The sequence below is a fragment of the Vreelandella halophytica genome (assembly GCF_968193635.1).
Genome location: NZ_OZ309107.1, coordinates 683,431 through 702,513, shown reverse-complemented (window position 1 = coordinate 702,513; position 19,083 = coordinate 683,431). Strand labels below are relative to the sequence as shown.

Genomic DNA, 19,083 nt, shown 5'->3' with positions numbered 1-19,083 from the left:
GACCCTACGACCAGCATGGGCGTCGGACACGCTTCCGGCAAGCCGTAAACGCTTTCCGCTGCTCTTGGCCACCCCTATCTATTAGTCTAATGAGAGATGCAGCACCCTTCGCCGCCCATACGGCTTAAATTCTTTAAATACAAAAACTTGCCAAACACGCCGTTTCATTTAAAGCCATCGCCGAGCCCGCTTGATCGGCAAGGCCCGTTTTCCAATCTAGTCAGAACGCCAAGCTGGCCGTATCGTGCAGATGAAAGCGTCGGGTGGCGGACATACCGGGCGTGAAATAACGAAAAAGCGTCGCCGATTAACCATTAAGGGGCTGTTTAATGAACGATACGATACTTGCGCTATTGGCGTTTTTGCCGCTACTGCTTGCGGGTATTTTGCTGATTGGTTTCAAGATACCCGCCAGGATCGCCATGCCGATCGTATTTTTGACCGCCGCCATCATCGGCCTGACCGCCTGGGACATGACGTTCAATCGCGTGGCCGCCTCCACCCTTCAGGGCCTGATCCAGACCGCGGGGCTTTTGTGGATCATCTTTGGGGCGATTTTACTGCTCAACACCCTCAAGCACTCCGGGGGCATCACCGCCATTCGTAACGGCTTCTCCGGCATCAGCCCGGACCGCCGCGTACAGGCATTGATCGTGGCGTGGCTGTTTGGCTGCTTTATCGAAGGGGCTTCGGGCTTTGGCACCCCCGCCGCCGTGGCGGCGCCGCTGATGGTCGCGCTGGGCTTTCCGGCCCTGGCCGCCGTGGTGGTGGGCATGATGCTGCAGTCCACGCCGGTCTCTTTCGGTGCGGTGGGCACACCGATCATCGTGGGCGTGGGCACCGGGGTGGACCGCGCCGGCATCAGCGCCGACCTGGAAGCCGCCGGCTCCTCCTGGGACGTGTTCTTTCAGCTGATCACCAGCGAAGTAGTCATTACCCACGGCATCATCGGCGTGTTGATGCCGCTGATTCTGGTCACCGTGATGGTGCGCTTCTTCGGGGCCAACAAGTCCTGGAAAGAGGGCTTGTCGATCACGCCCTTCGCGATCTTCACGGGTGTCTCCTTCGTGGTGCCCTACATGCTGGTGGGTGTGTTCCTCGGTCCGGAATTCCCCTCCATGATCGGCGCGATGGTCGGTCTTGCCATCGTGGTGCCGGCGGCGCGCAAAGGCTTTTTGCTGCCCAAGGATACCTGGGACTTCCCCGAGGCGAGTGCCTGGCCGGACGAGTGGATCGGTAAGCTGCAGATCAAACTCGATGACGTGACGGGTCAGGCGCCCATGTCCACGCTTAAAGGCTGGATCCCCTACGTGCTGCTGGCGGTTTTCCTGGTCGCTTCGCGCACCGTGGAGCCGCTGCAAGCCGCCCTCACCTCGATCAACCTGAACTGGGCCAACATCCTGGGGGAAACCGGGGTCAGCGGCGGCGTCCAGCCTCTTTACCTGCCCGGCGGTATCATCATCGCCGTGGTATTGATCACCTACTTCTTGCACAAGATGAACGGCGGTCAGCTCAAGGCGGCGGTGTCCGAGTCCACCAAAACCATTTTCGGCGCGGGTTTCGTGTTGGTGTTCACCGTGCCGATGGTGCGGATTCTGATCAACTCCGGGGTCAACGAGGCGGACCTGGTCTCCATGCCGGTCATGATGGCCCAGGCCGTGGCCAACGGCGTGGGCGATATCTACCCGCTCTTTGCGCCCGCCGTAGGGGCACTGGGGGCGTTCATCGCCGGCTCCAACACCGTCTCGAACCTGATGCTGTCCGAGTTCCAGTTCAACGTGGCGCAGAGCCTGGGCGTATCGACCGCGATGATGGTCGCCCTGCAAGCCGTGGGCGCGGCGGCGGGTAACATGATCGCCATCCACAACGTGGTGGCGGCCTCGGCCACCGTCGGGCTTCTGGGGCGCGAGGGCGCAACGATTCGTATCACCATCCTGCCGACGATCTACTATCTGACCTTTGCCGGTATCATCGCGATGATCGCCTTCTACGCCCTCGGCGTCAGCGACGCGCTGATGTAGTCCCCCACCGCGCCACTTAATAAGCAGCGTAAAAAAACCACCCTTCGGGGTGGTTTTTTATGAGTCGATACCGGGTCAGCCGATTCGCTTGAGCTTTTTCGCGTGTTCCTGCCCCCGCTCGACATAGCTCTGGGCGTTGAGTTTGAGCCCCTCCACCGCGCCTTCGGGCAGCGTTTTCACCACCCGGGCGGGGGAGCCGACGATCAGCGAGTTGGGCGGAAACACCGCGCCCTCCTTCACAAACGAACAGGCCCCGACCAGGCTGTTCTCGCCGATCACCGCGCCGTTCAAGATCACCGCCTGGATACCGATCAGGCAGCCATCCTCCACCGTGCAGCCGTGAAGCATGGCCTGATGGCCCACGGTAACCCCTTTGCCGACTTTCAAAGGAAAGCCGGGGTCGGCGTGGAGCACCGCGCCATCCTGGATATTGCTCTCCTCGCCGACTTCCAAACGTTCGGTATCCCCGCGCAGCACCGCCTGATACCACACGCTCGAGCGCGCCTCGAGCGTAACCTGCCCGATCACGTCGGCAGTCTCGGCAATGTAGACATCGTCGGCAATCGTTGGCTGGTGCTCACCTAATTGATAAATGGCCACGTTGGACTCCTCTTGTTCGTTGTGTGCTGAGTTATTCGTTCTGTCGCGCAGGTTCAGGCTAACGCCTGGCTCGTCAAACCGGCAACGTATCGGGTATCGGATATTGGCTAACGCCACTCCTCCAGCCGCATTGAGGAGCGCTCGAGACGTTCGTTTTCCGCGTCGAGCTCACGTAAAAGCTCGGTGATGCTGCTCAAATGCTCAAGGGCGATGCGCTTGGCCTGTTCGGCGTCGCCTTTCACCACCGCGTGAAAGAGCTGCTCGTGCTGGTGGTTGATCATCGCGCGCGGGCCCGGGCGGTGGTAAAGGTGCTTCACCGAGGCGAATACCGAGCTCAACAGCAGATCGGTCAACCCTTGAAGCGTATGCACCAGCACCGGATTGTGCGAAGCCTGAGAGACCGCCAGGTGAAAGGCATGGTCGAAGCGTGCCAGCTTCTCGACATCCACTTCTTCAGCGTTGGCGACGTAATCGGCCATTGCCTCGAAACGGCGGGTAATCAGTACCCGGTCCATCGAGGTGCCCCGCCGAGCGGCGAGGTAAGCGGACTCGCCTTCCAGCAGCGCGCGCACCTCCAAAAGATCGAACAGCGTGCGCGGGTGATCGCGAAACAGATGCATGAGCGGGCCTTGCTGCGGCATGGGCAGCAGCGAGGCGACCACGGACCCGCGCCCCTGACGGGTTTCGATGATCATCTTGCTGCGCAGAATGCGCAGGCCTTCGCGCAGCGAGGCGCGGGAGACGTCAAGGCGCTCACAAAGGCGCCGCTCCGAGGGCAGCAGTTGGCCCGGGCGGAACACGCCCTCCAGAATCAGTGCCTCGATTTTTGCGGCTACCTGCTCCGGCATGCGCCGCCCAAGCGGCGTCTCAAAAGGTATCTGGCTCACGCGCGTCTCCTCCAGGGCGGGCTCGAATAACTGGTCAGACCACTGCACCACAGGCTAGACACCTGCACGAAAAAAGCCCAGATTATTCGATATCAGCGGTGTCACGCCGCGTTTAAAAATCGATATTACAAAAACAGGAGGGGATATGAACATCCTCTACGACGCCCGCCTGGACGGCGAGCTGGCTGACCGTGACAAGACCGAGGTACTGCGCGAGCTGCAAAGCGCGGCCCCCACACTGACCCTTCTGCACAGAGAAGAGGACCTGCGCCCCTTCGAATGCGACGGGCTGGCGGCGTACCGCGTGCTGCCCATGTTGGTGGCGCTACCCGAGAACCTCGAGCAGGTCGAACGCCTTTTGACGTGTTGTTTCGCGCTGGGTGTGCCCGTGGTCACCCGCGGCGCGGGCACCGGGCTCTCCGGTGGGGCGTTGCCGCTCGAGCAAGGCGTGCTGCTGGTGATGTCGCGCTTCAACAAAATCGTCGAGGTCGACCCGGACGCCCGTATCGCCCGGGTACAGCCCGGGGTACGCAACCTGGCGATTTCCGAAGCCGCCGCGCCCTATGGGCTCTACTACGCCCCGGACCCCTCCTCGCAGATCGCCTGCTCGATTGGTGGCAACGTGGCGGAAAACGCCGGCGGCGTTCACTGTTTGAAGTACGGCCTGACCGTGCACAACGTGCTGCGCGTGGACGTGCTGACCATCGAGGGCGAGCACATGACATTGGGCTCGGAGGCCTTCGATGCCCCCGGGTTTGATCTGCTCGCACTGATGAACGGCTCGGAAGGCATGCTTGGGGTGGTCACCGAGATCACCGTGAAGCTTCTGCCCAGGCCGGAAACCGCCAAGGTGTTGATGGCAAGCTTCGATGACGTGGAAAAAGCCGGCAAAGCGGTGGGTGACATCATCGCCGCGGGCATCATTCCCGGCGGGCTCGAGATGATGGACAAACTCGCCATCCAGGCCGCCGAGGACTTCGTCAAAGCGGGCTACCCGCTGGAGGCCGAGGCTATCCTTTTATGCGAGCTCGACGGTGTCGAGGCCGACGTGGACGATGACTGCGAGACCGTGCGCCGGGTGCTTGAAAAGGCCGGCGCCACGGATATACAGCAAGCCCGGGACGATATCGAGCGCGCCAAATTTTGGGCCGGGCGCAAGAATGCCTTCCCCGCCGTGGGGCGTATGTCGCCGGACTACTACTGTATGGACGGTACGATCCCCCGCCGCGAGCTGCCCCGGGTGCTCAAGGGTATTGCCGCGCTTTCCCAGGAGAGCGGCCTTCGCGTGGCCAACGTGTTCCACGCCGGCGACGGCAATATGCACCCGCTGATTTTGTTCGATGCCAACAAGGAGGGCGAGCTCGAACTCGCCGAGGACGTGGGCGGCAAGATTCTGGAGCTTTGCGTGGCCGCTGGCGGGTCGATCACCGGCGAACACGGCGTGGGCCGCGAGAAGATCAACCAGATGTGCAGCCAGTTCCAGGCCGATGAGATCAGCGTTTTTCACGCCGTAAAGGCGGCCTTCGATGAAAAGCGCCTGCTCAACCCGGGCAAGAACATTCCTACGCTTGCGCGCTGCGCCGAATTCGGGGCGATGCACGTCCATAACAACGAGTTGCCCCACCCGGAGCTGCCGCGTTTTTAACGCCGGCCCGGTTTGCGACATAAAGGAGTGACCATGACCGAACCAGCGATACAGGCTTTTGATCGCGATATTAGCGAGGCGCTTTGCCAGCAGGTCGCCAACGCTTACCAAACCAGGGCGCCGCTGCGTATTAAAGCCGGCGACACCCGCGGCTTTTACGGGCGCCCGGTAGAGGGTATCGAGCTCAGCCTCGCCGAGCATAGCGGCATCGTAAGCTACGACCCGGTGGAGCTTGTCGTCACCGTGCGCGCGGGCACGCGCATCGACGCCCTGGAAGCGGCGCTTGGCGAGCATCATCAAATGCTGCCCTTCGAGCCGCCGCGCTTTGGCCCGGCCAGCACCATCGGCGGGGCCGTGGCTACCGGGCTATCCGGGCCGCGCCGCCCCTGGGCGGGAGCGGTGCGCGATTTCGTGCTGGGCAGCCACGTGATCACCCAGCAAGGCAAACAGCTGCGCTTTGGCGGCGAGGTGATGAAAAACGTGGCCGGCTACGACGTGTCACGGCTGATGACCGGCGCCCAAGGCACGCTAGGCGTACTGACCGATATCTCTTTCAAGGTGCTGCCCCAACCCAGCGCCCGCCACAGCCTGCGCCTTGACGATCTGGGCATCGAACAAGCGCTGGAGACACTTTCCACACTCGGCCGCGAGCCCTTGCCGATCACCGGCGCGGCGTGGCACCAGGATGCGCTCTATATTCGCCTCGAAGGGGGAGAAAGCTCGGTCAAGGCGACCCGCGAGCGCCTGGGCGGCGAAACCCTGGAGGCGGATGTCTGGACGGCCCTTCGCGACCACCGCCACGACTTCTTCACTCTCGAAGCAGGCCAGACGCTTTGGCGCGCCTCGCTCCCTGCGCATACCGCGGCGCTGGATACCGGCGAGGCCGAGGTTTTTTACGACTGGGCGGGCTGCCAGCGCTGGGTAAAAACCCGGGACGGCCAGGCGCTGCGCCAAGCGTGCCAGGCCAAAGGCGGACACGCCACCTGCTTTACGCCCCACGCCCAGGGGGGCGATGAATCGCCCTTTACACCGCTTGACCCGGTCGTCGAGAAGTATCACAAGAAGCTCAAGGCCGAGCTCGATACCTACGGCATTTTCAACCCGGGCCGGCTTTACGCGGGGCTTTGAGGAGAGCTTTCATGCAAACGCACTTTACCGATGCCGACCGCCAGAAACCGCACATTCAGGAAGCCGAGCGCATTCTGCGCACCTGCGTACACTGCGGCTTTTGCAACGCCACCTGCCCGACCTACCAGCTTTTAGGCGACGAGCGCGACGGCCCGCGTGGGCGTATCTACCTGATGAAGGAGCTTTTGGAGAGCCGCGACGACGATACCCAGGTGACCGAAGAGACGCGCCTTCACCTGGACCGCTGCCTGACGTGTCAAAACTGTGAAACCACCTGCCCGTCGGGGGTGGAGTATCACAAGCTTTTGAACATCGGCCGCGCGGAGATCGAGCGCCGGGTGCCGCGACCGGCAAGCCAACGCGCCACGCGCTTTGCGCTACGCAAGATGATGGTCGAGCCCAAACGCTTCAAGGCGCTTTTGAAACTCGGTCAAACCTTCAAGCCGCTGGTGCCGGCTACGCTCAGAGACAAAATGCCGCCGCCCCCGGTGGATGCGGGCACACGCCCGACCACTCAGCACGCCCGGCAGATGCTGATTTTGGAAGGCTGCGTGCAGCCGGGGCTTTCGCCCAACACCAACGCCGCCACCGCCCGGCTGCTGGATCGGCTGGGCATTGGCCTGACGCCGGTTAGCGAGGCGGGTTGCTGCGGGGCGATCGACTTTCACCTGAACGCCCAGGAGGCGGGACGCCAACGCATGCGCGCCAATATCGACGCCTGGTGGCCCCAAGTGGAGCAAGGGGTCGAGGCGATCGTGCAAACCGCCAGCGGCTGCGGGGCGTTTGTGAAGGAGTACGGTGAGATGCTCAAACACGACCCGCAGTACGCCGCCAAAGCCGAGCGCGTCAGCGCTTTGGCCCGCGACATCGTCGAAGTGTTGCGCGAGGAGCCGCTGGAGAAGCTTGCCGTGAAAGAGCACAAACGCCTGGCGTTTCACTGCCCCTGTACGCTGCAGCACGCCCAGAAGCTCAACGGCGCGGTAGAAGGCGTGCTGACCAAGCTCGGCTTTACGCTGACACCGGTGCAGGATAGCCACCTGTGCTGCGGCTCCGCGGGTACCTACTCGATCACCCAGCCCGAAATCGCAACGCAACTTCGCGACAACAAGCTCAACGCCCTGGAAGCCGGCGACCCGGAGATGATCGTCACCGCTAACATCGGCTGTCAAACGCACCTGGCCGGCGCCAACCGCACACCGGTTCGTCACTGGGTAGAAATCGTCGATGCCGCGCTTAACTGACCCGTTTTAACCCCCGCGCGATCCAAGCACTTTTACAACATCAAAAAGGAAACAGCATGCAAACCAAAGCCATTTTGAGCCAGACCGATGTACTCACCGCCCTCGACGCGGCGCAAAAGGAAGCCGAAGGTCAGGGGTGGTCGGTGACCATTGCGGTCGCCGACGACGGCGGCTACTTATTGGGCCTTCGCCGTCTGGACGGCGCCGCGCCTTTCAGCGCCGAAGTCGCCACGCAAAAAGCGCGCAGCGCCGCCATTGGTCGTAAAGAGACCCAGGTGTTCGAGGAGATGATCAACAACGGCCGCACGGCGTTTCTCTCCGCTCCGCTCGAGGGCACGCTGACCGGCGGCGTCCCGATCATCGTCGACGGCCAGGTCGTAGGCTCGGTGGGCGTTTCCGGCGTGAAGCCGGACCAGGACGCGCAGGTCGCCAAGGCCGGTGTCGCCGCGATCGGCTAAACGTCAGGCACGCAAAAACGACCCTGGGCGATGGCTCGGGGTTTTTTTATGCGTGAAGCGTGAACAGCATAAGGGTGCGCGGTGGCGCGGAGAAACGAAGAAGAGGATAAAGCAGGAAGGAAACTTGATGGCGGACCGGACGAGACTCGAACTCGCGACCTCCGGCGTGACAGGCCGGCATTCTAACCGACTGAACTACCGGTCCACTTTGAAACGACCATTTAATCGCGGTTCAGAGGCGCTTTTAAATGGTGGGTGGTACTGGGTTCGAACCAGTGACCCCCAGCTTGTAAGGCTGGTGCTCTTCCAACTGAGCTAACCACCCATGATCTAACGTCGAAAACGTTCAATCACTTTACATCTACGGCGACTGTTATCGATGGCGGACCGGACGAGACTCGAACTCGCGACCTCCGGCGTGACAGGCCGGCATTCTAACCAACTGAACTACCGGTCCGAATAACGATAACATAGGGCAACAAAAGCGATGATGGCGGACCGGACGAGACTCGAACTCGCGACCTCCGGCGTGACAGGCCGGCATTCTAACCAACTGAACTACCGGTCCGCTGATACACCAACTTTTACTGCTACACGTGTCCGACCCATTAAAAAATGGTGGGTGGTACTGGGTTCGAACCAGTGACCCCCAGCTTGTAAGGCTGGTGCTCTTCCAACTGAGCTAACCACCCGCTGGTCACGTGGCGCTGCATTCTACAGGGTTCCGGTCTGGTGTCAATACGCTAATGAATTTTTGATTCAAATTAACGTGTTGCCGCTAGAGCGCGAACCGCCTGCCTTGAGCGCCGAGGCAGAATGCCGCAACTGCCCCCGCTTCGTCAATCAAAAGTGTCACAATCGAGCAGCGGTTTTCACTACACGTGCTATTTAGCTTAACGCGCCGCCAGGCTAGACTCGCCCAGGGCTTCATGCCCTCCCCGTTTCATGGAAAGCCATTATGCAAAGCGCCCCACAAAGCGACGCCCATACAATGCCGCCACCGCCCTCGGCCCCGGTTTACAACTCGGTTTATAACTCTGTTTACAACTACACGGTCGTGCGTCAGTTCGCGATGATGGCCGTCGTTTGGGGGATCGTTGGCATGGCGGTGGGCCTTTTGCTGGCCGCCCAGCTGGTGTGGCCCGAGCTCAACCTGGGCCTGCCCTGGACGAGCTTTGGGCGCCTTCGCCCGCTGCACACCAACCTGGTGATCTTTGCTTTCGGCGGCTCGGCGCTATTCGCCACCTCGTACTATGTGGTCCAGCGCACCTGCCAGACCCGGCTTTATAGCGACCGACTGGCGGCGTTCACCTTCTGGGGCTGGCAGGCGGTGATCGTCGCCGCGCTCGTGTCGCTGCCGATGGGCTACACCACCACCAAGGAGTACGCCGAGCTCGAATGGCCGATCAATATCCTGCTGGCGGTGGTATGGGTGAGCTACGCGGTGGTCTTTTTGATGACCCTGAAGCGGCGCAACACCTCGCATATCTACGTGGCCAACTGGTTTTATGCGGCGTTCATTCTCACCATCGCCGTGCTGCATATCGTCAATAACGCGGCCCTTCCGGTCACGCCGATGTACTCCACCTCGCTTTACGCGGGGGCCGTGGATGCCATGGTGCAGTGGTGGTACGGCCACAACGCCGTGGGCTTTTTCCTGACGGCAGGCTTTCTGGGCATGATGTACTACTTCGTGCCCAAGCAGGCCCAGCGGCCGATTTACTCCTACCGGCTCTCGATCGTCCATTTCTGGGCGCTGATCATGATCTACATGTGGGCCGGGCCGCACCATCTTCACTACACCGCCCTGCCCAACTGGGCACAGTCGCTTGGCATGGTGATGTCGATCATCCTGCTGGTGCCCTCCTGGGGGGGCATGATCAACGGCATCATGACGCTCTCCGGCGCCTGGCATAAGCTGCGTACCGATCCGATCCTGCGCTTTCTGGTGGTCGCGCTCACCTTCTACGGTATGGCGACCTTCGAGGGCCCGATGATGGCGATCAAGACCGTCAACGCCTTCTCCCACTACACCGATTGGACCATTGGCCACGTTCACGCAGGCGCCCTTGGCTGGGTGGCGATGATCACCTTCGGCTCGCTTTATCACATGATCCCACGCCTTTACGGACGCACCCAGATGCACTCGGTGGGGCTGATCGCGCTGCACTTTTGGCTAGCGACCATCGGTACGGTGCTCTACATCACCGCCATGTGGGTCAACGGGGTGATCCAGGGGCTGATGTGGCGCGCGATCAACGCCGACGGCACATTGATGTATCGCTTTGTCGACGCCGTCGAGGCGAGCCATCCGGGCTATGTGGTGCGCATGCTGGGGGGGCTGTTCTTTTTGACGGGCATGCTGGTGATGGCGTTCAACGTCTACATGACGGTGAAGTACCGCCAAACCTCGGCGCCGGCACCGCGCACGGTAGCGCTGGAGGGCCGCCGCCATGAAGCATGAACTGGTCGAGAAAAACGCCGGGCTTTTGGGCGTATTGATACTCGTGGCGATCAGCTTCGGCGGGCTTGCCGAGATCGTGCCGCTGTTCTTTCAAAAAGACACCACTGAGCCCGTGGATGGGCTGCGCCCGCTCAGCGCCCTGGAGCTCGAAGGGCGCGATATTTACCGCCGTGAAGGTTGCGTGGGCTGCCACTCCCAGATGATTCGCCCGTTTCGCGCCGAAACCGAACGTTACGGTCACTACAACGTGGCCGGCGAAGGTCTTTACGAGCACAACTTTTTGTGGGGGTCCAAGCGCACCGGGCCGGACCTTGCCCGGGTCGGCGGGCGCTACACCGACACCTGGCACCGTCGGCACATGTACGACCCGCGCGACGTCGTGCCGGAGTCGATCATGCCCGCCTACCCCTGGCTTTTCGAGCGCGAGCTCGACGGCCAGGCCACGCCCGCCAAAATGCGTGCCTTGCAGCGCCTGGGCGTGCCCTACTCGGATGAAGAGATCGAAAGCGCCCAGGAGCAGGTCGAGGGCACCCCGGAAATCACCGCGCTCATCGCCTACCTGCAGCAGCTCGGCACGGTACTCGAGGGGGCACGCTAAATGGATACCGGCACCTTTCGCGGGCTCATCACCCTGTTTCTCATCATCGCCTTTATCGGCATCGTGGTATGGGCATACTCAAAACGCCGCCGCGACGATTTCAGCGAAGCCGCCCACCTTCCCTTCGCCGACGACGACGAAAGCGCAAGCCCCCGCGAAGACGAGCGCGAGGACCGCCCATGAGCGATTTGTGGGATAACGCCCTGCCCGGTTTCTGGAGCGCCTGGATCATCGCGCTCACGCTGATCACCCTGGCGCTGGTGGTCTGGATCGTGGCGGCCAATGTCGGCCACGGTGGCCCGCCGGGCGCTGACGGCGAGGCGCAGCGCAAGACCACCGGCCACGAGGTCGACGGCATCGAAGAGTACGACAACCCCACCCCCAGGTGGTGGTTCTATTTGTTCGCGGCTACGGTGGTGTTCGCGCTGGGGTATCTCGCGCTCTACCCAGGGCTTGGCAACTTTAGAGGGCTGCTCGGCTGGTCCCAGGAAGATCAGTGGGAAGAAGAAGTGGCCGCCGCCGAGGCGCGCTTCGGGCCGATTTTCGCCCAGTACCACGACGTTCCTATCCCCGAGCTCGCCGAGGATTTTGAAGCCATGCAGATCGCCGAGCGCCTGTTCATGAACAACTGCGCCATGTGCCACGGCGTTAACGCCCAGGGCGGCGATGGCTTTCCCAACCTGACCAACGACGACTGGCTTTACGGCGGCGACCCACAGACGCTGGTAACGACGATTAGCGAAGGCCGGCGCGGGGTGATGCCGGCCTGGGCGCAGTTGGGCGACGAGACTCTCGAAGACCTCACCCAGCACGTGCTCGCCCTGGCCGGCCGCGAACACGAAAGCCCCCAGGCCGAACGCGGCGAACAAAGCTATGCCCGTTTTTGCGTGGCCTGCCACGGTGCAGACGGCACCGGCAACCAGGCCCTGGGAGCGCCGAATTTGACCAACGACATCTGGCTGCACCAGGCGCCGGGCCAAAGCGTGGCCCAGGCGATCCGCCAGACCCTGAACGAAGGCCGAACCGGCCAAATGCCGCCCCAGGCGCCGTTCATTAACGAGGAGCGCATTCACCTGGTGGCCGCCTACGTCTACAGCCTGCGCTTTAGCGCCACCCAGCGCGAGTAGGCGCGCATTTGCCGCACCATCACTTGGCGCCCACCTAACCCAGGCCATCTAATCTGGCCGCGATTATTGCTATCATGGCCCTACGCTTTTGCGCCACCGCCGACAAGGCCGGAGTTCGATGCAGCCGATACCCGCCCAGGACATAACCCCTCGCGCCGAGAAACCACCGACGACCAAAGCGCCGCAAAGCCAGCACGGCCGCCTTTACGTGCGCGAAAGCAAAGGGTTTTTCCAGGCACTTCGCCGCGGGCTCAATACGCTGCTGATGCTGGGTTTTTTCCTGCTGCCCTGGCTCGAGGTACAGGGGCGCCCGGCCATATGGCTCGATATCCCGGGGCGGGAATTTCACCTGTTCTCTACGACGTTCTACCCTCAGGAATTCATCCTGTTGGCGCTTTTGTTCATCGCCGCTGCTTTCGGGCTTTTCTTCATCACCGCGCTGGCCGGCAGGGTGTGGTGTGGCTACACCTGCCCCCAAAGCGTGTGGACCTTTGCGTTCATGTGGGTCGAACACCGCCTGGAAGGGTCGCGCCACCGGCGTATCCGCCGTGACCGCACCCGCCCAAAAGGCCATCTCGTGCGTAAGGCAGTCAAGCACGTCCTTTGGGCGGCGATGGCGCTGGCCACCGCCGTTACGGTCGTTGGCTATTTTACGCCCGTCCAAGCGCTGGTCGCGGAACTTGCCACGCTCCAGGCCCAGGGCTGGGCGCTGTTCTGGGTGGGCTTTTTTGGCTTTTTCACCTACCTCAACGCCGGCTGGCTGCGCGAGCAGGTGTGTCTTTACATGTGCCCCTACGCGCGCTTTCAGTCGGTAATGTTCGACCGCGATACGCTCACCGTGGCGTACGACGCCCGCCGTGGCGAGCCCCGGGGGCGAAAGGCCTCGAACGCCCCAGGCACCGGCGGCGACTGCATCGACTGCTCGCTTTGCGTGCAGGTCTGCCCCACCGGTATCGATATTCGCGACGGGCTGCAGTACGCCTGTATCCAGTGCGCCGCCTGCGTGGACGCCTGTGACACGGTGATGGACCGTCTCGAAAAACCCCGCGGCTTGATCCGCTACACCACCCAAAACCGCCTGGAGGGGCGCCCCTCTTCGCGCTACCGCTTAAGATATTTAGGTTACCTGGCGGCGTTAACCGTGGCGCTGGCCGCACTTGCTTTTGCCCTTGGCCAGCGCGTGCCGGTAAGCTTCGAGGCCGAGCGCCCCCGGGCCTCGCTTTATACCACCACCGCCGGCGGCGACATTCAAAACGTCTACCGGCTGACCGTGCGCAACCGCGACCGCCAGGCCCATACCTACCGGCTAAGCGTCGAGGGCGTGGCCGACGCGCAGCTCGACACCCAAAGCTTAAGGGTGCCCGCCGGGGCCTCGCGCACCCAGGTGGTCAATGTGAGCGCCCCCGGCGCCGGGCTTGCCCCCAGTCAGCCGCTCGCTTTCATCCTTGAAGCCGAGCACGCGCCGATACGCGCCGAGCGGCAAACCCGGTTTTTGAGCGGCGAGAGGAGATAGCCCCATGTTGGAACCTGCGCCGTCGCCCTGGTACCGCCAGTTCTGGCCCTGGTTTTTGATCACCCTGCTGCTCTCTTCGATGCTGGTGAGCGTTGGCTTTGCGGTGGTGGCGGTCAAGACCTTCGACGGTATGGTGGTCCAGGAGGATTACTTCGAGCACGGCAAAGCGATCAACGCGGTGCTCGCCAAAGCGGAGCGCGCCGAGGCGCTGAATCTTGAAGCCGGGCTGCGTATCGACTCGCTCACCCAGGAGGTGGTGCTCGACCTGAGAGGCCAGGCGCGCCCGGCGGGGTTGACGCTCAACCTGATATTTCCCACTCAGGATAACCGTGACCATAGCGTGGCGCTGACGCACCGCCACGGCGGGCGCTACTTAGGCCAGGCCCCGGCGGGGCTCGAGCACCGCTGGTACGTAACGCTCACCCCGCAAGAGACCGACGAGTGGCGGCTAAGCGGCGAGATCACCCTGCCGTCCAACGCGGGCGTCACCCTGGCCCCCGCCAGGAGCGCGCCGTGACGCCACCGTGCTATCACTGCGGCACGCCGGTGCCCGCCGGTGCGCCCTGGTCCATCACGTTGGACGGTGCCACGCACCCACTCTGTTGCCCCGGCTGCGAGGCGGTGGCGCACGCCATCGTCGAGGGCGGACTCGAGAACTACTACCGCTACCGCACCGAGCTTTCCGCCCGCCCGGAAAGCAACCAGGCCGCGGCGCAAACCTGGTCGGCGTTCGACCACCCGGACCTGCAGGCGCAGTTCGTTCACCCGCGTGAAGCGGACGTTAGCGCGACCCTGGCCGTGGAAAATATTACCTGCGCGGCCTGCGCCTGGCTGATCGAGCACCACCTGAACGCGCTGGAAGGCATTACCCAAAGCGCGGTGAATCTGTCGGATCATCGCCTGCGGGTGAGCTGGGACCCGGACACGCTCAAACCGTCCCATATCTTTGCCGAACTAGCCGCCATCGGGTATGCGGCGATGCCCTTCGAGCCCAACCGGGCGCAAAAGCGCCTGAAGCGCGAAGAACGCATGACCGTGCGACGGCTGATCGTCGCCGCGGTGGGCATGATGCAGGTGGTGATGTTCTCGGTGCCCATGTACGTGGCGGGCCCGGACGAGCTGGGCGCAGACTTCTTCGCGCTCTTTCATTGGCTGTCGCTTGCGCTGACGACGCCGGTGGTTTTTTTCTCGGCCTGGCCGTTTTTTCAGCAGGCGCTCGCGGGACTTCGACACCGCCGACTCACCATGGAGGTACCGGTGGCGCTCGCCGTGGGTGGCGCCTACCTGGCCAGCGCCTTTGCCGTGGTGTTCCATCAAGGCGAGGTCTATTTCGACTCCATCGCCATGTTCACCTTCTTTTTGCTGTTTAGCCGCTACATCGAGGCGCGCACCCGGCGCCGAGGCGGGCAAAGCGGCAACGCCTTGAGCGGCGCGCTGCCCGCCTCGGCGGTGCGCCTGGAAGCCGATGGCGCAGAGCGCATCGTCCCCGCCAGCCATCTTGCTCCGGATGACCGCGTGCTGATAAAACCCGGCACCACCGTTCCCGCCGACGGCGTGATCGAACAGGGCGAGTCGAGCCTTGACGAGTCGATGCTCACCGGCGAGTTTCTGCCGGTCACCCGGCGGCTGAACGAGCGGGTCACCGGGGGCAGCCAGAACATGGAAAACGCGCTGGTGGTGCGCGTTACCCGAGCCGGCAGCTCGGCGGCGATCTCCCACGTGCTGGATTTGACCGACCGCGCGTTCGAGCGCCGCCCACGGCTTGCCCGGCTAGCGGAGACCATGGCCCAGCGCTTCGTGCTGCGCCTGCTGCTGGTTACGGTGTGCGTGGCCATCGCTTGGACGTTGATCGACCCCGGCCGGGCGTTCTGGGTGACGCTGTCGGTTTTGGTGGTCACCTGCCCCTGCGCGCTGGCGCTGGCCGCCCCTACGGCGCTTGCCGCCGGCCACGGCCAGCTGGGTAAGCGCGGCGTGCTGATCACCCGGGCCGACGCGTTGGAGACGCTTGCCACGGTAACCCACGTGGTGTTCGATAAAACCGGCACGCTGACCCGAGGCGAGATGCGCCTGAGCGCTACCCAGCCGGTGGACGACACCCTGACCGGCCACCAGGCCCGGCGCATCGCCGCCGCCATCGAAGCCCACTCCGAGCACCCCATCGCCTCGGCGTTTCGCCCTTTCAGGGAGGCGGACACGCGCGCTGAAAACGTTATCCGCGAGACCGGCCGTGGGCTGACCGCCACGCTCGGCGCCACCACCTGGCGCCTTGGCCAAGCGGCGTTTGCCGCAGGACGCGAACTCGCCCCTCCCGGCCCCGGCCAGTGGCTGCTGCTCAGCGAAGAGCACACTCCCAAGGCCTGGTTCCAACTCGAAGATACCCTGCGCGACGACGCCGCCCTGGCCATTGCCCGGCTAAAGGCGCTCGGGGTGGGGGTCGAGCTTTTGTCCGGCGACACGCCGGAGGCGGTGGAGCACCTGGCCACCGCGCTTGGCATCCCGACCTGGCAGGCCCAGGCCTCGCCCGAGGCCAAGCTTACGCGGCTGCGCGCTTTACAGGCCGGCGGCGAGCGGGTTTTGATGGTCGGTGACGGCATCAATGACGTGCCGGTACTGGCCGGCGCAGATGTCGCCCTGGCGATGAATGGCGCAACGGACCTGGCGCGCAGCCGCGCGGATGCGCTGCTATTGAGCCCACGCCTGACCCGCATTGGCGAAGCTCTGACCATGGCCCGCGCCACCCGGCGGGTGATGCGCCAAAACATGGCGTGGTCGGTGGGCTACAACGCCCTGGCGCTACCGCTGGCTGCCCTCGGCCTGGTGCCGCCCTGGCTTGCCGCGCTTGGCATGTCGCTGAGCTCGCTGGTGGTGGTTTGCAACGCGCTGCGCCTGAACCGCCGCCCGCGGGTCGACGCACACACGACGCCTCGCCCAGAGACGCCTCCCCAAGAGGTGCGCGCATGACGATTCTCTACCTGCTGATTCCGCTCTCGCTCACGCTGCTCGCCATGGCCGTATGGGCGTTTTTCTGGGCGGTCAAAAACGACCAGTTCGACGACCTGGACGGCCCCGCTCATCGCATTTTGTTCGATGACGACCCGCCCCCGCCGGCAAAGCGCCGCGCCGGTGAAAAGCCCCCGCCCTCGAAAGGGCCACCGCCATGAACCCGACCGGCATGGACTTACCGCCGCTTGCCGCCGCGCTGGTATTCGGCCTGCTTGGCGGGGCGCACTGTATCGGCATGTGCGGCGGCATCATGAGCGCGCTGGCCTTTGCGGTGCCGCCCAGCATGCGAAGCCCCGCGCGCATGACCGGGCTGTTGCTTGGCTACAACCTGGGGCGCGTATCGAGCTATATGCTGGCCGGGGCACTTGCGGCCGGGCTTGGCACGCTGGTATCCCTCGCCCCTGCCGCCCGGCTGACGCTTCAGGTGTTTGCCGCGGTGATGCTGATTTTGATGGCGCTTTATATCGCCAACTGGTGGAAGGGGCTGTTAGCGCTCGAGGCGCTGGGACGCAGGCTTTGGCGTCATATCGAACCGATGGGCCGGCGTCTGATGCCGGTGGTTCACTTGCCCCAGGCATTTGCGCTGGGGGCGCTTTGGGGCTGGCTGCCCTGCGGGCTGGTCTATTCGATGCTTGCCTGGAGCATGGCCAGCGCCAGCCCCGCTCAGGGTGCGCTGCTCATGGGCGCGTTCGGCCTGGGCACGCTGCCCGCGCTTTTGGCCACCGGTTTTGCCGCCCGCACGCTTGCCGGGCTGATCCGCCACCCGGCCACCCGCGTCGTCGCGGCGCTTCTCATCATCGGCTTTGCGCTTTACCAGCTATGGGCGCTTTTCCCCCACGCGGGGCACTAAGCGGCGGGCTTTATTGACTCAGCTCAACGTAGGCCCTGGCGGCAGACGTTAACCTGTACGTCGCCACCCACCCGTCCGGCCGCTCATTCACCTACCCGGGAGCTTTTATGTCGACCTGCGCCCACGCTGCCCCCTCGTCACCCGCTCCCGCCTGGGATGAAGCGCTCGTGCGCCGCTACGATAAAAGCGGGCCGCGCTACACCTCCTACCCCACGGCGCTCGCTTTTCACGAAGCGTTCGGCCCGGAGGATCTTACCGACGCTTTAGCGCGAAGCAACGAGAGCCAAAGGGCGCTGTCGCTCTACGTGCATATCCCGTTTTGCGAGAAGATTTGCTTTTACTGCGCCTGCAACAAGATCGCGACCAAGAATCGCCAGCTGGCCGAGCCCTATCTTTCCCGCCTCGACCGGGAAATGGTGCTGGCCGCGCGCCACGTGGATACCGCGCGTCCGGTGCAGCAGCTTCACTGGGGCGGTGGCACACCGACCTTTTTGACGCTCTCGCAGATGGGCGACCTGATCGACCGGATGGATGCCCGCTTCGGGCTCTCGAATGACCCGGCGCGGGATTACGCCATCGAAATCGACCCGCGCGAGGCGGACGTTCTCACCCTGCGCCATCTTCAGTCGCTGGGGTTCAACCGGCTGAGCCTGGGCGTGCAGGATCTGGACATCGAGGTCCAGAAAGCGATCAACCGCGTCCAGCCCCGCCGGCTCACCGAAACCCTGATGGACGAGGCGCACCGGCTGGGCTTTAGCTCGCTCAACGTGGACCTGATCTATGGGCTGCCGCACCAAACCGAGCAGCGCTTCGCCGATACGCTTGCTCAGATCATCGAGCTCAACCCGGCCAGGTTGTCGCTTTTCAACTACGCCCACCTGCCCACGCGCTTTGCGCCCCAGCGGCGTATTCTCGAAGCTGACCTTCCCGGCGCCGATGAAAAGCTCGCCATTTTGCGCATGAGTATCGAGATGCTGGGCCAGGCAGGCTATGTGCATATCGGCATGGACCACTTCGCCCGCGCCGATGATAGCCTGACGCTCGCCCAGCAAAACGGCACGCTCCAGCGTAACTTCCAGGGGTATTCAAGCCACGCGCAATGCGATTTGATCGGTTTGGGGGTGTCGGCGATTTCCCGGGTCGACGACGTCTACGCGCAGAACCCGGTCACCCTGGATGACTACGCAAAGGCGCTGGATCAGGGTAAACTGGCCACCTGTAAAGGCGTGCGCTTGAACGCCGACGACCTCATTCGCCGCGAGGTGATCGAGCGGCTGATGTGCGATATGCGCCTGGACCTGGCGGCCATTGGCACGCGTTTCGGGATCGATGCCGACACCTACTTCGCCCAGGCGCTGGATAACCTGCGCCAGGCCGAGCGTGACGGGCTGATTACGCGCCAGGACCTGGTATTGAACGTTACGCCGATCGGGCGGCTACTGATCCGCCACCTAGCCATGGCCTTCGATACCTACTTGACAGAGCAGTTCGCCGCGCGTTATTCAAGGATATTATAATATATACTTTGTACCCGGCCATACGAGGAGA

17 protein-coding genes and 5 tRNA genes are annotated in these 19,083 nt (G+C 63.3%); 15 read left to right on the top strand and 7 right to left on the bottom strand.

The features are described from left to right. Window positions 1–329: 329 nt before the first annotated feature. The gene (locus ACWHXT_RS03335; RefSeq protein WP_447957225.1) at window positions 330–2,021 is read left to right on the top strand and encodes an L-lactate permease; all 1,692 of its coding nucleotides are present in this window, start codon (window positions 330–332) and stop codon (window positions 2,019–2,021) included. Between the two features lie 75 nt (window positions 2,022–2,096). On the opposite strand, the gene ACWHXT_RS03330 is transcribed toward ACWHXT_RS03335, so the two are convergent. After that, entirely contained in the window at window positions 2,097–2,621 is a 525-nt protein-coding gene (locus tag ACWHXT_RS03330) for a gamma carbonic anhydrase family protein (RefSeq protein WP_447957224.1), read from the bottom strand. Between the two features lie 107 nt (window positions 2,622–2,728). Then, window positions 2,729–3,469 (bottom strand): transcriptional regulator GlcC, encoded by a 741-nt coding sequence (gene glcC, locus ACWHXT_RS03325; RefSeq protein ID WP_447530495.1) that lies wholly within the window; start codon window positions 3,467–3,469, stop codon window positions 2,729–2,731. A 184-nt stretch (window positions 3,470–3,653) separates the two neighbouring features. On the opposite strand from glcC, the gene glcD reads away from it, so the two are divergent. Genes glcD through ACWHXT_RS03305 form a run of 4 tightly spaced genes read left to right on the top strand, consistent with a single transcriptional unit; the run spans window position 3,654 to window position 7,980 of the window. Beyond that, a complete protein-coding gene (gene glcD, locus ACWHXT_RS03320; RefSeq protein WP_447957223.1) occupies window positions 3,654–5,153 on the top strand; it encodes a glycolate oxidase subunit GlcD in 1,500 nt (499 codons plus the stop codon). Window positions 5,154–5,186: 33 nt separating this feature from the next. Next, entirely contained in the window at window positions 5,187–6,281 is a 1,095-nt protein-coding gene (glcE, locus tag ACWHXT_RS03315) for a glycolate oxidase subunit GlcE (protein ID WP_447957222.1), read from the top strand. An 11-nt stretch (window positions 6,282–6,292) separates the two neighbouring features. Further along, window positions 6,293–7,522, top strand: coding sequence for a glycolate oxidase subunit GlcF (gene glcF, locus ACWHXT_RS03310; RefSeq protein WP_447957221.1), 1,230 nt, complete (start codon window positions 6,293–6,295; stop codon window positions 7,520–7,522). Between the two features lie 56 nt (window positions 7,523–7,578). Further along, on the top strand, window positions 7,579–7,980 hold the full coding sequence (locus ACWHXT_RS03305; protein ID WP_447928056.1) for a heme-binding protein: 402 nt from the start codon (window positions 7,579–7,581) through the stop codon (window positions 7,978–7,980). Between the two features lie 128 nt (window positions 7,981–8,108). Here ACWHXT_RS03305 and ACWHXT_RS03300 read toward each other — a convergent pair. The 5 genes from ACWHXT_RS03300 to ACWHXT_RS03280 form a co-directional block, all read right to left on the bottom strand. Then, window positions 8,109–8,185, bottom strand: a tRNA-Asp gene (locus ACWHXT_RS03300). A gap of 44 nt (window positions 8,186–8,229) precedes the next feature. After that, window positions 8,230–8,305, bottom strand: a tRNA-Val gene (locus tag ACWHXT_RS03295). Window positions 8,306–8,360: 55 nt separating this feature from the next. Beyond that, window positions 8,361–8,437, bottom strand: a tRNA-Asp gene (locus ACWHXT_RS03290). 34 nt (window positions 8,438–8,471) lie between these two features. Further along, window positions 8,472–8,548, bottom strand: a tRNA-Asp gene (locus ACWHXT_RS03285). Between the two features lie 48 nt (window positions 8,549–8,596). After that, window positions 8,597–8,672 (bottom strand) — tRNA-Val (locus ACWHXT_RS03280). A gap of 299 nt (window positions 8,673–8,971) precedes the next feature. Here ACWHXT_RS03280 and ccoN point away from each other — a divergent pair. The 10 genes from ccoN (at window position 8,972) to hemN (ending at window position 19,052) form a co-directional block, all read left to right on the top strand. Beyond that, the gene (gene ccoN / locus ACWHXT_RS03275) at window positions 8,972–10,444 is read left to right on the top strand and encodes a cytochrome-c oxidase, cbb3-type subunit I (RefSeq protein ID WP_447958004.1); all 1,473 of its coding nucleotides are present in this window, start codon (window positions 8,972–8,974) and stop codon (window positions 10,442–10,444) included. Beyond that, window positions 10,434–11,042, top strand: coding sequence for a cytochrome-c oxidase, cbb3-type subunit II (gene ccoO, locus ACWHXT_RS03270; RefSeq protein WP_447928055.1), 609 nt, complete (start codon window positions 10,434–10,436; stop codon window positions 11,040–11,042). Before ccoN ends, ccoO begins: the two co-directional genes overlap by 11 nt. Then, window positions 11,043–11,225 (top strand): cbb3-type cytochrome oxidase subunit 3, encoded by a 183-nt coding sequence (locus ACWHXT_RS03265; RefSeq protein WP_447895202.1) that lies wholly within the window; start codon window positions 11,043–11,045, stop codon window positions 11,223–11,225. Next, window positions 11,222–12,169 carry a cytochrome-c oxidase, cbb3-type subunit III gene (gene ccoP / locus ACWHXT_RS03260; RefSeq protein WP_447957220.1) on the top strand — a complete coding sequence of 316 codons (948 nt, stop codon included), beginning with the start codon at window positions 11,222–11,224 and terminating at the stop codon, window positions 12,167–12,169. Before ACWHXT_RS03265 ends, ccoP begins: the two co-directional genes overlap by 4 nt. Window positions 12,170–12,287: 118 nt before the next feature. Next, window positions 12,288–13,682, top strand: coding sequence for a cytochrome c oxidase accessory protein CcoG (gene ccoG, locus ACWHXT_RS03255; RefSeq protein ID WP_447957219.1), 1,395 nt, complete (start codon window positions 12,288–12,290; stop codon window positions 13,680–13,682). A gap of 4 nt (window positions 13,683–13,686) precedes the next feature. Next, window positions 13,687–14,199: a FixH family protein gene (locus tag ACWHXT_RS03250; protein WP_447928051.1), complete on the top strand. Its 513-nt coding sequence runs from the start codon at window positions 13,687–13,689 to the stop codon at window positions 14,197–14,199. After that, window positions 14,196–16,643: a heavy metal translocating P-type ATPase gene (locus ACWHXT_RS03245; RefSeq protein WP_447957218.1), complete on the top strand. Its 2,448-nt coding sequence runs from the start codon at window positions 14,196–14,198 to the stop codon at window positions 16,641–16,643. The genes ACWHXT_RS03250 and ACWHXT_RS03245 overlap by 4 nt, the downstream gene beginning before the upstream one ends. Further along, window positions 16,640–16,843 carry a cbb3-type cytochrome oxidase assembly protein CcoS gene (ccoS, locus tag ACWHXT_RS03240; protein ID WP_447957217.1) on the top strand — a complete coding sequence of 68 codons (204 nt, stop codon included), beginning with the start codon at window positions 16,640–16,642 and terminating at the stop codon, window positions 16,841–16,843. Before ACWHXT_RS03245 ends, ccoS begins: the two co-directional genes overlap by 4 nt. Then, window positions 16,840–17,535 (top strand): sulfite exporter TauE/SafE family protein, encoded by a 696-nt coding sequence (locus ACWHXT_RS03235; RefSeq protein ID WP_447957216.1) that lies wholly within the window; start codon window positions 16,840–16,842, stop codon window positions 17,533–17,535. Before ccoS ends, ACWHXT_RS03235 begins: the two co-directional genes overlap by 4 nt. Before the next feature lie 107 nt (window positions 17,536–17,642). Next, window positions 17,643–19,052 (top strand): oxygen-independent coproporphyrinogen III oxidase, encoded by a 1,410-nt coding sequence (gene hemN, locus ACWHXT_RS03230; protein ID WP_447957215.1) that lies wholly within the window; start codon window positions 17,643–17,645, stop codon window positions 19,050–19,052. The last annotated feature ends 31 nt before the right edge of the window (window positions 19,053–19,083 follow it).

Excerpts from the sequence above, each read along its gene's own strand:
- ACWHXT_RS03335 (WP_447957225.1), top strand. The coding sequence starts at position 330 with ATGAACGATACGATACTTGCGCTATTGGCGTTTTTGCCGCTACTGCTT.
- glcC (WP_447530495.1), bottom strand. The coding sequence starts at position 3,469 with ATGCCGGAGCAGGTAGCCGCAAAAATCGAGGCACTGATTCTGGAGGGC.
- glcD (WP_447957223.1), top strand. The coding sequence starts at position 3,654 with ATGAACATCCTCTACGACGCCCGCCTGGACGGCGAGCTGGCTGACCGT.
- glcE (WP_447957222.1), top strand. The coding sequence starts at position 5,187 with ATGACCGAACCAGCGATACAGGCTTTTGATCGCGATATTAGCGAGGCG.
- glcF (WP_447957221.1), top strand. The coding sequence starts at position 6,293 with ATGCAAACGCACTTTACCGATGCCGACCGCCAGAAACCGCACATTCAG.
- ACWHXT_RS03305 (WP_447928056.1), top strand. The coding sequence starts at position 7,579 with ATGCAAACCAAAGCCATTTTGAGCCAGACCGATGTACTCACCGCCCTC.
- ccoN (WP_447958004.1), top strand. The coding sequence starts at position 8,972 with ATGCCGCCACCGCCCTCGGCCCCGGTTTACAACTCGGTTTATAACTCT.
- ccoO (WP_447928055.1), top strand. The coding sequence starts at position 10,434 with ATGAAGCATGAACTGGTCGAGAAAAACGCCGGGCTTTTGGGCGTATTG.
- ACWHXT_RS03265 (WP_447895202.1), top strand. The coding sequence starts at position 11,043 with ATGGATACCGGCACCTTTCGCGGGCTCATCACCCTGTTTCTCATCATC.
- ccoP (WP_447957220.1), top strand. The coding sequence starts at position 11,222 with ATGAGCGATTTGTGGGATAACGCCCTGCCCGGTTTCTGGAGCGCCTGG.
- ccoG (WP_447957219.1), top strand. The coding sequence starts at position 12,288 with ATGCAGCCGATACCCGCCCAGGACATAACCCCTCGCGCCGAGAAACCA.
- ACWHXT_RS03250 (WP_447928051.1), top strand. The coding sequence starts at position 13,687 with ATGTTGGAACCTGCGCCGTCGCCCTGGTACCGCCAGTTCTGGCCCTGG.
- ccoS (WP_447957217.1), top strand. The coding sequence starts at position 16,640 with ATGACGATTCTCTACCTGCTGATTCCGCTCTCGCTCACGCTGCTCGCC.
- ACWHXT_RS03235 (WP_447957216.1), top strand. The coding sequence starts at position 16,840 with ATGAACCCGACCGGCATGGACTTACCGCCGCTTGCCGCCGCGCTGGTA.
- hemN (WP_447957215.1), top strand. The coding sequence starts at position 17,643 with ATGTCGACCTGCGCCCACGCTGCCCCCTCGTCACCCGCTCCCGCCTGG.